This is a genomic window from Polyangium spumosum (assembly GCF_009649845.1).
Lineage (GTDB): Bacteria > Myxococcota_A > Polyangia > Polyangiales > Polyangiaceae > Polyangium > Polyangium spumosum.
This window is the reverse complement of record NZ_WJIE01000003.1, coordinates 541836-554376: the sequence shown is the minus strand read 5'-3', so window position 1 is coordinate 554376 and position 12541 is coordinate 541836. Positions and strand designations below refer to the sequence as shown.

The window sequence follows — 12541 nt, the reverse complement described above, 5'->3', positions numbered from 1 at the left end:
CGGTCTGTTAGGACCAGCCGTGGGTGTCGTCAACCCGTTCCACGATCGCGAGGCCCGAGGGCCGCCGAGAAAAACGGCCGGGGCGAAACAAAAAGAGAACGCGCCGCCCAGCACGACGAGCGGCCGGGCGGCGCGTCGATCAGGCGCTCAGTTGACGGAGCCGGCAGCCTTGCCGCCGACGCTGGCGCTGGCCTCGACGGAGACCTTGACCTCGACGCTCGCGTTGAGCGCGGCGCTCGCCGCGGTCGTCGCGCAGACGAAGGCCTTGCCGCTCGAGGTGAGCGCGCCTTCGAGGTTCTGGCCGACCTTCACGAGCGTCTCGCCCGCGTCGAGCGCGGCCTGACCACGCTCGACGCCGTTCACGATGAGCCTCGGCAGGTGCTCCTCGAGCGCGGAGGCGAGCGCCTCGAGATCGGCCGTCGCGCCGGCCGAGAGCTCGATCGTGACCTTGGGCGGCGTGCACGACGCGTTCGCCTGGACCTGCGCGCGGCAGCTCGCCTGGCAGTCGGCGTCGACCTCGCACTCGGGGGGCGTGATCTTGCCCTCGCAGCGCGGCTCCTGGAACTCGACCGAGCACTCACCGCGGCAGGTGCCGTTGCACTGCACGGTCGCGTTGGCCTCGAGCTCGCACGAGCCCGAGCAGGTGCCCTCGCACGTGCCCTCGCAGCGGCCGTTGCAGTTGTTCGAGTCGCCCGAGGAGCACGCGCCGTCGCACTTGCCGTCGCACGTCGCGCTGCAGCGGCCGTTGCACTCGACCGTGGCGCCGACGTCGGCCGTGCAGGAGCCCGAGCAGCTGGCCGAGCAGGAGCCCGCGAGCTTGCCCGGCTCGCACTTGGCCTCGAGCTGCGCCGGCGTGCACTTGGCGTCGACGTCGCAGCGCGCGTTGCACTCGGCGGCGGCGTCGAGGCTCGCCTCGCAGTGGCCACCCTCGACGAGCGCGACGAGCTTCACCTCGGCGTTCGCCTGGATCACCGCGTCGAAGCCGGTCTCCGCCTCCTTGCACGCAGCCTCGAGGCGGGCCGCGCCCTCGAGCGTGTTCCACGCCGCGGGGTCGCGCTTGGCCGCGACGGCGATGCCCTCGCAGGCCGTGGTGACGTCGGCGATCATCTGATCGGCGAGCGTGACGAACGCGCCGGAGGCGCCCATGAACGACTTGACGCGGTAGTCGATGTCGAGGTTCGCGCCCCACGACGCGTCGGCGCGGAACTCGTCACAGCCGTCGACGATGTCGGCGACGTCGCTGCAACCGATGCCGGCGGTGAGGCCGATGCCGAGCACGAAGGCGGGCGCGGCGGCGAAGCGAATCCACTTGTTCTTCTGCGACATGCGAAGCTCTCCTTGTTGAAGAAGTGATGGGTACGTTGAAGCGCACGTGCACCTTCTGCGCCATGCGAAGTGCGGCGTGAGCAGTCTCTCGTCGATCCCCGATGCTCCACGAAGAGCCGCGGATCACGAGCGAGAGGTGCGAAGGAGACGTGCCGCGCGACGCGAAACTTCATGCGCGTCGCGCGGCGATCGAAGCCCCCGGAGACCAGCGTGTCTTACCAGCAGCTCGCCTCGCCGCCCTGGTTCGGGTCGAGCGGGTTGGCGAGCGTGTACGGGAGGAGCTGGCACTTCTGGTAGTTCTGCGAGTTCGGGTTGAGGTCGCACTCCGCGTGCTTACCGCTCGGCGAGAGCGGGCAGTCCGCGTTCGACATGCAAGGCCCGCCCGCGGCGGCGAGGTCGACGCAGCCGCGGCTGCCGTCGGTGGCCTCGATGCAGACGGAGCGGCCGGTGAGCGGGCCGCAGTGCTCGTCGTTCACGCAAGGCTCGCAGTAGTTGCCCTCGCCGACGCAGGAGCCGAAGCGGTGGAAGCAGGCCTTCGGCCCCTCCGGCGCGGCCGCGTCCACGGGCTTGCACTCGAAGGCGCGCCCGCAGTCGTCGTCCGTCGCGCACCCGGCGGCGCAGCGCTTCGTCGTGTCGTTCGGCAGCGCGACGCAGTGGCTGTTCGTGTTCTGCGAGCAGTCGAGGTCGGTGTTGCACGGGGCGCACGTGTCGCGCGCGATACACGTCTTGCGCAGGACACAGAGCTGGCCCTCGAACATGGTGTTGCCCTGCCCGAGCGAGCTCGGCTCGATGCACGGGTCGTTCGACTGTCCGCAGAGGCCGTTGTTGCCCTTGGCGGGGTTCATGCTCTCGCAGAGGGCGCGGGCCTCGCGCGTCGTGCCGCAGTAGAAGCCGCCGGGGCACTCGGCGTCGCTCTGGCAATCTTGCTTGGTGCAGAAAGCATCGGCGTCACCCTCGGCGGTCGAGAGGCAGGAGAGCGGCGCGACGCACTCCGCCGGCGCGCACGTGAGCACGGTGCAAGCCGTCTTGTCCGGGCACTTGCCGACGAGGCAGTTCGCGCGCCCGTAGCAGTGCTCCTCGTCGAGCGTGCAGGTGTCGGGCGCGCCGTTGCACTGGTCGAGGATGCAGGGCGTGCCCGTCCCGGCGCAGGAGTGGACCTTGCTGCACTCGTCGCCGAAGGGGCATTTGAAGCCGAAGCCGAAGGGCTTGTCGTTCGGCTGGCAGGCGAAGATTTCGCGTTTCGTATCATCCTCGACCGCGGGCGAGCAGTCCTGCGTCCCGTCGGCGAGGCAATCGGTGTGCGCGGCGCACTCGAGGACGCAGCGGTTGTTCACACACGTGTTGCCTTCCAGGCACTTGTCGGGTGTGCATTTCCCCTCGCACACGCCGTCCGCGGTGACGAAGCCGCCGAAGCAGAACGGCGCCTCCTCCTCGGAGCACGCGCCGAGCGCGCCGCTGAAAAGGAGCGAGAGGAGCGAGAGGGCGGCGGCAAAACGGAGGCGCGCGGGCTGCCGCGGACGGAGAACGGGAGAATGCTGCATGGATGACCTCGAACCGCGGAGGGCCGTCCCTCCGTGGATGTGGGTATGCGTGGGACGGTGCCGGGTTCCACGGATCTTGCCTGGTTTTGGATCCGGTCCGTGCGGGGGCTTTTGCAAGGAAGGGCGCTTGACGCCCCGGACCCCCGCGGGGACCATTCCGACCTACCTCATTCCCGGCGCGGTGGCATCATGCGAAACGACGTGCTCTTTCGGTGCTTGGTTCTCGGTCTGACGGCAGCTTTCGGCTTGATCGGCTGCGGTGGCGACGAGGGCGACGGCAACGTCACTCCGGGGTTCCCCGATCAAACGGGGCAACTGCCCCGCGGATCGTGGGCGCTCCCGTATCCCGCGGGTCCTTACGGCATCAGCAAGGGCTCGATAGCGCAGAATTACGAGCTGATCGGTTTCCCGACCGGTACGGCACATATCGCCAGCGGCGTGCGATTCATCTCTTTCGCCGAGTTCTACAATCCCACCGGGGACGAGGTTTTTCCGGAAAACTCGTCGTTCGGGGCTGGCACGCCGAAGCCGAAGGCGCTGGCGATCATCATCTCGGCTTCGTGGTGCGGCCCTTGCCAGTACGAGGCGGCGGAGGTCCTCCCGGGCCTGCGCGACAAGTACCAGCCGATGGGCGGTGAGTTCCTCCTCGCCCTCGCAGAGGGCATTTCGGGTTCGCCGGCGACGCCCGACGATCTGACGAAGTGGGTGAAGAAGTTCGCCATCGACTACCCGTCGGTCACCGATCCGGGCGGCAAACTCGCGGCGCTGTGGGAGTCCGATTCGTTCCCGGCGAACATCATCATCAACACGCGGACGATGGAGATCGTCCACACGTACGCCGGTCCCCCGCCCGCGAGCTACTGGTCGACGTTCCAGAAGGTCATCGAAGGCAAGCTCTAGTTCGTCCCTCCTCGGCGCGCGTGCCGGCCCTGCCCATTTGCGGCATGATGCGCGTATGAACGCGCGAAAAGCTCACGTCCTCGGCGCCGCGATCGCCGGCCTCCTCCTTGGCTCGTGTGGCGGCGAATTGCCGGGCGCGAAGGCCGGCGGCGGCGGCGCTGCGGCGCCCGACTTCACGCTGCCGTCGCTCGACGGCCAGCAGGTCCGGCTCTCGGACTACAAGGGGAGCAGCGTGGTGCTCATCGACTTCTGGTCGACCACCTGCGACCCCTGCATGATCGAGATGCCGCACCTCGTCGAGCTCTACAAGAAGCACAAGGATCGCGGGTTCGTCGTGCTCGCCGTCTCGGCCGACGGGCCCGAGTCGCGCGCGCAGGTGAGCAGCGTGGTGCGCGCGAAAGAGATGATCTTCCCCGTCCTGCTCGACGAGGAGACCGTGGTGACGGCGCGCTACAATCCGAAGCGGGAGCTGCCGTTCACCGTGCTGATCGGCAAGGATGGTTCGATCGTGCACAAGCGTGGCGGATACACCGCGGGCGACGAGAAGACGCTCGCCGTCGAGGTCGAGAAGGCCCTCGCGGACTGAGCGGACGGCGCGCGCGCCATGGTAGAAGGCGCGCGTGAAGTCCTCCTCGAGGCGCGCCGCAGCGGCGCTGGCCGTCACCCTCGGAAGCCTCGCGATCGCGCCCTCGGCGCGGGCGCTCGACGTGCCCGGGCCGCTCGGTGAGCCGATCGGGCTCGACGTCACCAACACCACGGTCGTCGACTACCGCTGGGACAATCGAAACCACGATCCCCGCGCGTTCAACCCGCGCCCGATCGTCGACGACGACTACGGCGAGTGGATCAACCGCCTGAACGTGCAGGCGACGTGGTGGCGCTTCCGCGCGGGCGTGCGCCTCGACTCGGCGCTCTACTTCCTCACGACGTCGCGGACCCAGGCGCAGGTGATCGCGCAGCGCCAGATCGACGCGGTGAAGCAGGCCGATCCGAGCGCCCAGGTCCCGGAGGCGATCGACTACGCGAACCGCTTCTACAACGAGCTGAACACGCGGTTCTTGAATAGCGTCTACCCGGCCAAACTCTACGTCGGTTACAACCAGCCGGGCCTCGACGTCACGATCGGCGATTTCTACGCGCAGCTCGGCCGCGGGCTCGTGCTCAGCGTGCGCAAGATCGACGAGCTCGCGATCGACACGACGATCCGCGGAGGCAAGGTCGTCTTCGACAAGAAGCTCGGTCCGGCGCGGATCGGCGCGACCTTGCTCGCAGGGCAGATGAACCCGCTGCGCTTCGACGAGGTGAGCGGCAGGCGCCTGCATGGCTCGGGATCGCCCTTGTTTTTTGGCTTTCCGGACGCGAAGCCCGCGACGACGTACGCGATCAACGGCCAGCCGATCGTGGCCGAGCCGAGGCCGAGTTACCTCGAGGACACGATCTTCGGCGGCCGCGTGGAGGGCGGGATCGACGCGATCCAGTTCGCCGCCAACGCGTCGGTGTTGATGCGCAAATCCTTCACCGAGGAGAACCTCGCGTGCAGGAACACCTGCCCCGCGGGCGACTCGAAGTGTGTCGACGGCTGCTACGCGCAGTTCCCCGAGTTCACGGTCCTGCCCGGAGGTCGCTCGCACAACCAGATCCGCACCTTCAGCGGATCGGTGAACGTGCCGTCGATCGCGGGCATCGGTGATCTCTACGTGGAGGTCGCGGGGCAGCAGCTCCGGGACGGCCACGTGGGCGCGATCGACGCCCAGGGCAGGGCGACGGAGCGGCAACCGGACGTGTCGGGGTACGCGGTGTACGCGAACGCGAACTTCGGCCTCGGCAAGCTTCAGCTCTCGCTCGAGGGCAAGCACAACCGGAAGTTCTTCGCGCTCGGCTCGAACATCGACGTGACCACGCCGGGCTACAGCGCGCCCGAGTACAGCGTCGTCGCCTACAGCGCGCCCCCGACCGCCGAGCCGATCTACATGGAGCCGATCGAGTCGCCGAACGTGTGCATGACCGGCGGCCGCGCGACCGCGAACTTCAAGTACGACGATCACACGTCCGTGTACGGCTGGCTCGGCCGCTACCGGAGCTGGACCGAGGTGCCGACGAACGACCTCTGCCAGTCGATGGACGACAAGTTCCGCACGGACACGTGGGACACGGCCGTGGGCATCGACATGAGCCGCGAGCAGGGCAAATCGCACGCGCGCGCCTGGATCGGAGCGCGGATCGCGGAGCGCGCGGTGCCCACGCTCGGGACGCGGGCGCCGGGCGAGACGGACGTCCTCTACTACGAAGGCTACGTCCGCTACGACCTCGTCAAGCACATCAAGGGCCCGTTTTCGTTGCAGCTCCAAGGGTTTCACCGGAACCGCTACCTGCCCGCGACGCACGGGCGTACGTGGAACGAGGGCGAGAACTACACGGCCCTGCACTGGTCGCCGCACCTCTCCGCGGTCTTCGGCTACGAGTACTCGACGAGGCCCGGCTGCCAGCCGGAGCTCTCCGACCAGGACGAGTACAAGATCGTGCTCTGTCACTACCTGAGCGGAGGGCTCACCTACCGATCCGGCAGCACCGACACCTGGGCCTCGCGGCTCGTGAACACGGTGAACCTCTTCGTCGGGCAGCGGCGCGGCGCGATCCGCTGCGTCTCCGGCGTCTGCCGCCTCTTCCCGCCCTTCGAGGGCGCGCGGCTCGAGGTCGTCTCGAGGTTCTAGAACGACAAACTGTTTCTACTTGGCCCGCAGCATCGCGCACGCCACGCCCGTGCGCACGCGCGGGTCCGCGTCGACCGCGAGCAGCGCGGCGCGGCCGAGCTCGCCGAGCGCCACGAGCGACGTGCCCGCGACCTTGCGCGCCTGCTCGCTCGGCGAACGCGCGTCCGCCGTGAGCAGCGGGAGCACCTCGCGCGCGCCCGCCCGCGCGAGCGCCGCCTTCGCCAGCATCGCGCGTGTGCCCTTGCCCTTCGCCATGCCGAGGAGCTTCTGCGTGATCTCGGCGCGCTCCTTCGGCCGCGCGCCTTCCCCCTCGGCCGGCGCCATCTGAAGGCCGCGCCCGAGCGCCGCGATCGCGACGTCCTCGTCCGCGTCGCTCCGCGCCTTCACCAGCGCCTCACGCACGAGCGTGCTCTCGAGCGTCGCCGCGTGGATCGCGAACACCCGCTCGCGCGTCGATCCCGCCTCGATCGCCCGCGCGAGCACGCCCGCGGCGTCCTCCGCGCCCGGGCCCGGCTGCCGGACGAGCACGGCCGCGGCTGCGATCTGCGGCAAACCTCGCTCGGCCTGCGAGATCCGGACGAGCTGCCCTCGCCCACCGGCGTCGATCGATCGCGACGAGGCCCACGCGCCCACGATCGCGACCCGCTCGTCCTCGTCTGCCTTCACGAAGAGATCCTTCAGCGCCAGGACGACGCGCTCGCCGCCGAGGTTGCCCACCGCGTCGATCGCCTGCGCGCGGGCGGGAGCGTGCGGGTCGAGCCGCGCCGCTTCGAGCAGCGCCTCGGTGTCGTTCGGATCAAACGCGTCGAACGAGGCCTTGAGCGCCGCGACACGCACGGCCTCGTCCCCGTCGGTGAACAGGGTTCGGCGAAGCTTGCCGTCCGCGTAGTCGACGAGCCCACGCGCCTCGACGGCGCGCCACGCGGTGGAGGCGCCCTTCGACGCGAGCGCCGCGCGCGCCGCCGCCGCGAGGTCGTCGCGATCCCAGAGGCGCGCGTCGAAGCGGATCAGCGCCGCGATCGCCGCGACCTCGTCCGTGCCCTCGGCGCGCGCTTCGAGCGCGTCGTCGAGCCCCTCGGCGCACGACGGCAGCTCCTTCAGCTTGCTCACGCCTGCGTCGCCCTTCGCGGCCTTTACCTCTTGCTCGAGCACGACACGCGCAATGCGGCGCGCCTCGTCCGCGTCGATGTCCTCCGCCGCGGCGCTCGACGAGAGCGCGCGTCGCGCGGTGCCGAGGTCTCCTTGCTCCGCTGCGCGCAGGGCAGGGCCTCCGCCGCAACCTGCGGCGAGAGCGAGGACGAAGAGGCTTCCAAGGGCGCGCGGGAATTTCGTGCGGCGAGCGATCATCGGGCGTTCCTTCCGAGCTACCCGACCTCGCCTCGTCTCGCAAAGCCTTCCTGGGTCCGCGCGCGTGTTGCCCTTTCCCCCGCAGCTCGGGTGAGTCACCCTGCGCGCCTCGGGTGTCCTTTTCCGGTCGGGAGCGCTGCTCGGACGAGCCGCGTCGCGCCCTCGAATCCCCCGATCGCGCCCATCGCGTCCGCTCCCCCACAGGCCTCGGCATCGCCGCGGACCTTCCGCTCATGCGCATCGACGTCATCGCCAACATCACGGCTCGCCTCTATCGGCGAAGGCCTTCGCTCCTCGACGAGGTGAGGCGCGTCTGCGCGGGCGTCGCCGACGTCCACCCGACCACGCGTGTCGACGAGCTCGACGCCGTCTGCGCGCGCATCGCCGCGCGCGGCACGGACCTCGTGATCCTCTCCGGCGGCGATGGGAGCTTCATGGCGGGCGTGACCGCGCTCGCGCGTGCCTTCGGCGAGACCTCGCTCCCGCGCCTCGCGCTCCTGCCCGGCGGCACCGTGGCCACGGTCGCTCGGAACTTCGGCGTGCAGGGGGATCCCGCGCGGCTGCTCGCGCGGCTCTTTGCCTCCCGCGCGCTCACCTCGCAGCGCAGAGCCACGCTGCGGGTGCGCGAGACGCGCGAGGGCAGGGCGACCGAGCGTATCGGCTTCATCTTCGGCACCGGCCTCGTCGCGCGGTTCTTCGACCTCTACTACGCGGACGGCGCGCGCGGGTACGGAGGCGCGGCCCGGATCGCCGGTCGGATCTTCGTGGAGTCCTTCGTCGAAGGCCCGTACGCGCGCGTGGTGCTCACGCCGATGCCGTGCACCATCGAGGTCGACGGTCGTCGCCTCGGCTCCGATCGCTGGTCGCTCGTGTGCGCCGCCGTCGTGCGAGACCTCGGCCTCGGCATGCGCGTCAACCACCGCGCCGGCGAGGATCTCGATCGCCCGCACCTCGTCGCGAGCCCTCTGCCTCCGCGCTCGCTCGGCCCGCGCGCGCCGCGCGTCCTCCTGGGAAGACCCATCGGCGGCGCGGGATCTTTCGACGACCTCGTGCGCTCGTTCGTCGTGCGTTTTTCTCCCGAGGGGCCCTACGTGCTCGACGGCGACGTGCTCCGCGCCTCGGAGGTCGTGGTCTCCGCGGGCCCGCCCATCGACGTCGTCACGCTCTGATCACGCGCTCCGCCGCGTCGGCGCCTTCCTCGTCGCCGCGCCTTTCCTCGGCGTCACTTTCGCCGGGATCTTCGGCACGACCTTTGTCGCCGTCCCTTTCTTCGTGGCGATCGTCTTTGCGCCTCGCGCCGCTGTCGCCGCGGCCTTCGCCGTCCCCTTCGCGAGGGGCGGCCTCGCCCTCGGCGCGCTCGCTCGTGCCATCGCCTGCCTCGCCGGCTGCGTGATCCGCCCTGCGCGGAGCCCGTCCCGCGCCATCTTCACGAAGTCGGCGTCCGTCACGATCCCGAGCAACCGGCGCGCCTCGTCCACCACGGGCAAGCAGCCGATCTTCTGCGTGAGCATGAGGTCTGCGGCGTCCGCGGCGTCGTCGTCCGGGCCGATCGTGTCCACCGATCCGCGCATGACCTCGTTGACGCGCGCCTTGCGCTTGCGCTCGAGATCGTGGTCGACGGCCGACCTCCGCAGGATCGACTCGGAGGCCAGGAGGATGTCGCGGTGCGACAAGAGGCCCACGACCAGTTCGCCATCCAGCACGGGCAAGTGACGCACGCGCTCGACGGTCATGAGCTCCTCGGCGAACGCGAGGTTGTCGTCGGGCTCGATCGTGGTCACCGGCGTGCTCATGATCTCTCGCACCTTCACGCGATCCTCCTCTTTCCGCGCGTTACGTGCGCATCACGTCCATCGATGACGCGCGACGCGCTGCACCACGCGTCACGCGTGCATGTCGCGAGCCACGCGCTCGCATGACCGAATCGTGACCGGAGGCAGGGGGACGCCTGAAGAGCGCGTGTGACAGTCGGACCCGTGCAAATGGACGTCCCGGATTCGAAGCCCACCGTCACGATCGTCGCCTCCTCCAAGTGGTCGCTGTCCGAGCTGTTCCACGTCGCCGCGCTCGCCGCGATGCACGTGGGCCTCGTCATCGCCTTCGTGCGTGGCCCGACGTGGCAGCTCGTAGCGCTCGCGGCTGCGACCTACCTCGTGCGCATGTTCGCGATCACGGCCGCGTACCATCGCTACTTCTCGCATCGCAGCTACAAGACGAGCCGGCTCTTCCAGCTCGTGCTCGCCTTCCTCGGCACGACCGCCGTGCAGAAGGGGCCGCTCTGGTGGGCCGCGGCGCATCGCATCCACCACAAGCACTCCGACTCCGAGCGTGACGTGCACAGCCCCATGCGCCGCGGCTTCTGGTACGCGCACCTCGGCTGGTGGATGGGCCGCGACCACCAGAAGACGCGTTTGGATCTCGTCCCCGATCTCGCGGGTTACCCCGAGCTCCGCTGGCTCGATCGGCACCACGTGATCGGCTCGGCCGTGCTCATCGCGGCGGTCACGATCCCCTTCGGCCTCGACGGCTTCTTGTGGGGGTACGTGGTCTCGACGGTCGTGCTCATGCACGCGACCTTCACCATCAACTCCCTCTCGCACGTCTGGGGCTCACGCCGGTACGCCACGAAGGACACGAGCCGCAACAACGCCTTCCTCGCGCTGCTCACGCTCGGCGAGGGCTGGCACAACAACCACCACCACTACATGTCGAGCGCCAACCAGGGCTTCTTCTGGTGGGAGATCGACGTGAGCTTCTACGCGCTCCGCGCGCTCGAGAAGCTCGGCATCGTGTGGGATCTGCGGCGCCCGCCCGAGCGCGTGTTGCGCAAGGACCTCGTCGCCGAGGTGGGCGAGCGTTCTCCGCTCCTCCTCGGCAAGGAGGAGCCACGCGAGGACGTGGCGCCCTCGCTCGCTCGAACGGTGACGCGCGTCAGTTGACGGTGGACGAGCTCTTGGCGGGGCCGGGCAGCGTGCCTTGGGCCCCGCTGACGCTCTCCGTCCGCGGCTTGCGTTGCTCGCGCTGCCGCTCGACGGCGGCGCGCACGAAGCGCGAGAAGAGCGGGTGCGCCTGGTGCGGGCGGCTCTTGAACTCCGGATGGAACTGGCAGCCCAGGAAATAGGGGTGCTCCCGGAGCTCGACCATCTCGACGAGGCGCTGATCGGGTGAGGTCCCCGAGAGCAGGAGGCCGCCCTGCGCGAGCGCGTCGCGGTACTTGTTCGACACCTCGTATCGATGGCGATGGCGCTCGCTGATCGAGGTCGCGCCGTACGCCTCGGCGGCGAGCGAGCCGCGCTCGAGGGCGCACGGATACGCGCCGAGCCGCATGGTGCCGCCCTTGTCGAGCACGCCCTTCTGATCGGGCATCAGGTCGATGACCGGATGCGGCGCGTTGCGATCGAACTCGGCCGAGTTCGCGTCGTGTAGCCCGCAGACGTGCCGCGCGAACTCGACGACGGCGAGCTGCATGCCGAGGCAGATGCCGAAGAAGGGCACCTTCTGCTCGCGCGCGTAGCGGATCGCCTCGATCTTCCCCTCGGTGCCGCGATCGCCGAAGCCGCCGGGCACGAGGATCGCGTCGAGCGCGCCGAGCAGCTCCGGCGCGCCCTTCTGCTCGATCTGCTCCGAGTCGATGTACTCGAGGTCGACCCGCACGTCGTTTTGCAGCCCGCCGTGCACGAGCGCCTCGTGCAGCGACTTGTACGCGTCCCGGAGGTGCACGTACTTGCCGACGACGCCGATCTTCACCGTGCCGCGCGTGGGGCGCTTGAAGCGCTCGACCACCCAGTGCCACTGCGAGAGATCCGGCTGCCTCGCCCAGATGTTGAGCTTCTCCGCGATCTTCTCGTCGATGCCCTCGGCGTGCAGCACGATCGGCAGCTCGTAGATGCAGCCCACGTCGACCGCCGCGATCACGCAGTCGACCTCGACGTTCGAGAAGAGCGAGATCTTCTCCTTCATGCCGCGCGAGAGCGGCCTGTCGCAGCGGCAGAGCAGGATGTCCGGCTGGATGCCGATCTCGCGCATCTCCTTCACCGCGTGCTGCGTGGGCTTCGTCTTGAGCTCGCCGGCGGTCGCGATGAAGGGCACGAGCGTCACGTGCACGCTGACCGCGTTCTGGCTGCCGCACTCGACCTTGAGTTGACGGATCGCCTCGAGGAACGGCAAGGACTCGATGTCGCCGACCGTGCCGCCGATCTCGACGATCGCGATGTCCACGCCCTCGGCGGCCGCGCGGATGCGGTGCTTGATCTCGTCGGTCACGTGCGGGATCACCTGCACGGTGGCGCCGAGGTACTCGCCGCGTCGCTCCTTCGAGATGACCGACTCGTAGACGCGCCCGGTCGTGAAGTTGTTCTGGCGCGTCATGCGGGCGAGCGTGAAGCGCTCGTAGTGGCCGAGGTCGAGGTCGGTCTCCGCGCCGTCGTCGGTCACGAAGACCTCGCCGTGCTGGTACGGCGACATCGTCCCGGGATCGACGTTGATGTACGGGTCGAGCTTGATGTGCGTGACGCGCAACCCGCGCGCCTCCATCAGCGCGCCGATCGACGCGGCGCCGAGGCCCTTCCCGATCGAGGAAACCACCCCACCCGTGACGAAGACGAATTTGGTCCGCTTGCTCATGAACCGCCGCTCCGGCCCCGCGTGGGCGCATCACTCCCGAGCCGCGCTCGGTTGGTTTGTCCGGACGCTGTCGGGCGGCTCTGCCCGCTTGGG

10 protein-coding genes are annotated in these 12541 nt (G+C 69.4%); 5 read left to right on the top strand and 5 right to left on the bottom strand.

What is annotated here, in order from left to right; translation table 11 throughout:
- Positions 1-147: 147 nt before the first annotated feature.
- Positions 148-1326, bottom strand: coding sequence for a hypothetical protein (locus GF068_RS12305; protein ID WP_153819547.1), 1179 nt, complete (start codon positions 1324-1326; stop codon positions 148-150).
- Between the two features lie 215 nt (positions 1327-1541).
- A complete protein-coding gene (locus GF068_RS12300) occupies positions 1542-2867 on the bottom strand; it encodes a hypothetical protein (RefSeq protein ID WP_153819546.1) in 1326 nt (441 codons plus the stop codon).
- Between the two features lie 438 nt (positions 2868-3305).
- On the opposite strand from GF068_RS12300, the gene GF068_RS12295 reads away from it, so the two are divergent.
- Genes GF068_RS12295 through GF068_RS12285 form a run of 3 tightly spaced genes read left to right on the top strand, consistent with a single transcriptional unit; the run spans position 3306 to position 6478 of the window.
- A complete protein-coding gene (locus tag GF068_RS12295; RefSeq protein ID WP_240806834.1) occupies positions 3306-3767 on the top strand; it encodes a TlpA disulfide reductase family protein in 462 nt (153 codons plus the stop codon).
- Positions 3768-3822: 55 nt separating this feature from the next.
- On the top strand, positions 3823-4353 hold the full coding sequence (locus tag GF068_RS12290) for a peroxiredoxin family protein (protein ID WP_153819545.1): 531 nt from the start codon (positions 3823-3825) through the stop codon (positions 4351-4353).
- A gap of 34 nt (positions 4354-4387) precedes the next feature.
- A complete protein-coding gene (locus tag GF068_RS12285) occupies positions 4388-6478 on the top strand; it encodes a DUF6029 family protein (RefSeq protein WP_338046344.1) in 2091 nt (696 codons plus the stop codon).
- A 15-nt stretch (positions 6479-6493) separates the two neighbouring features.
- Here the strand turns inward: GF068_RS12285 and GF068_RS12280 are convergent, their stop codons facing one another.
- The gene (locus tag GF068_RS12280) at positions 6494-7825 is read right to left on the bottom strand and encodes a HEAT repeat domain-containing protein (RefSeq protein WP_153819544.1); all 1332 of its coding nucleotides are present in this window, start codon (positions 7823-7825) and stop codon (positions 6494-6496) included.
- A 233-nt stretch (positions 7826-8058) separates the two neighbouring features.
- Between GF068_RS12280 and GF068_RS12275 the strand changes: the two genes are divergently transcribed.
- A complete protein-coding gene (locus tag GF068_RS12275) occupies positions 8059-8994 on the top strand; it encodes a diacylglycerol/lipid kinase family protein (protein ID WP_153819543.1) in 936 nt (311 codons plus the stop codon).
- On the opposite strand, the gene GF068_RS12270 is transcribed toward GF068_RS12275, so the two are convergent.
- Positions 8995-9636, bottom strand: a complete 642-nt coding sequence (locus tag GF068_RS12270; RefSeq protein ID WP_153819542.1) for a CBS domain-containing protein — start codon at positions 9634-9636, stop codon at positions 8995-8997.
- Positions 9637-9807: 171 nt separating this feature from the next.
- On the opposite strand from GF068_RS12270, the gene GF068_RS12265 reads away from it, so the two are divergent.
- On the top strand, positions 9808-10764 hold the full coding sequence (locus GF068_RS12265; protein ID WP_240806894.1) for an acyl-CoA desaturase: 957 nt from the start codon (positions 9808-9810) through the stop codon (positions 10762-10764).
- On the opposite strand, the gene GF068_RS12260 is transcribed toward GF068_RS12265, so the two are convergent.
- Entirely contained in the window at positions 10757-12448 is a 1692-nt protein-coding gene (locus tag GF068_RS12260; protein WP_153819541.1) for a CTP synthase, read from the bottom strand. The two genes, GF068_RS12265 and GF068_RS12260, sit on opposite strands and share 8 nt — an antisense overlap.
- Positions 12449-12541: the final 93 nt, after the last annotated feature.

Bases quoted from the DNA above. Each gene is read 5' to 3' on its own strand.
- GF068_RS12305 (WP_153819547.1), bottom strand. From the start codon at position 1,326: ATGTCGCAGAAGAACAAGTGGATTCGCTTCGCCGCCGCGCCCGCCTTC.
- GF068_RS12300 (WP_153819546.1), bottom strand. From the start codon at position 2,867: ATGCAGCATTCTCCCGTTCTCCGTCCGCGGCAGCCCGCGCGCCTCCGT.
- GF068_RS12290 (WP_153819545.1), top strand. From the start codon at position 3,823: ATGAACGCGCGAAAAGCTCACGTCCTCGGCGCCGCGATCGCCGGCCTC.
- GF068_RS12280 (WP_153819544.1), bottom strand. From the start codon at position 7,825: ATGATCGCTCGCCGCACGAAATTCCCGCGCGCCCTTGGAAGCCTCTTC.
- GF068_RS12275 (WP_153819543.1), top strand. From the start codon at position 8,059: ATGCGCATCGACGTCATCGCCAACATCACGGCTCGCCTCTATCGGCGA.
- GF068_RS12265 (WP_240806894.1), top strand. From the start codon at position 9,808: ATGGACGTCCCGGATTCGAAGCCCACCGTCACGATCGTCGCCTCCTCC.
- GF068_RS12260 (WP_153819541.1), bottom strand. From the start codon at position 12,448: ATGAGCAAGCGGACCAAATTCGTCTTCGTCACGGGTGGGGTGGTTTCC.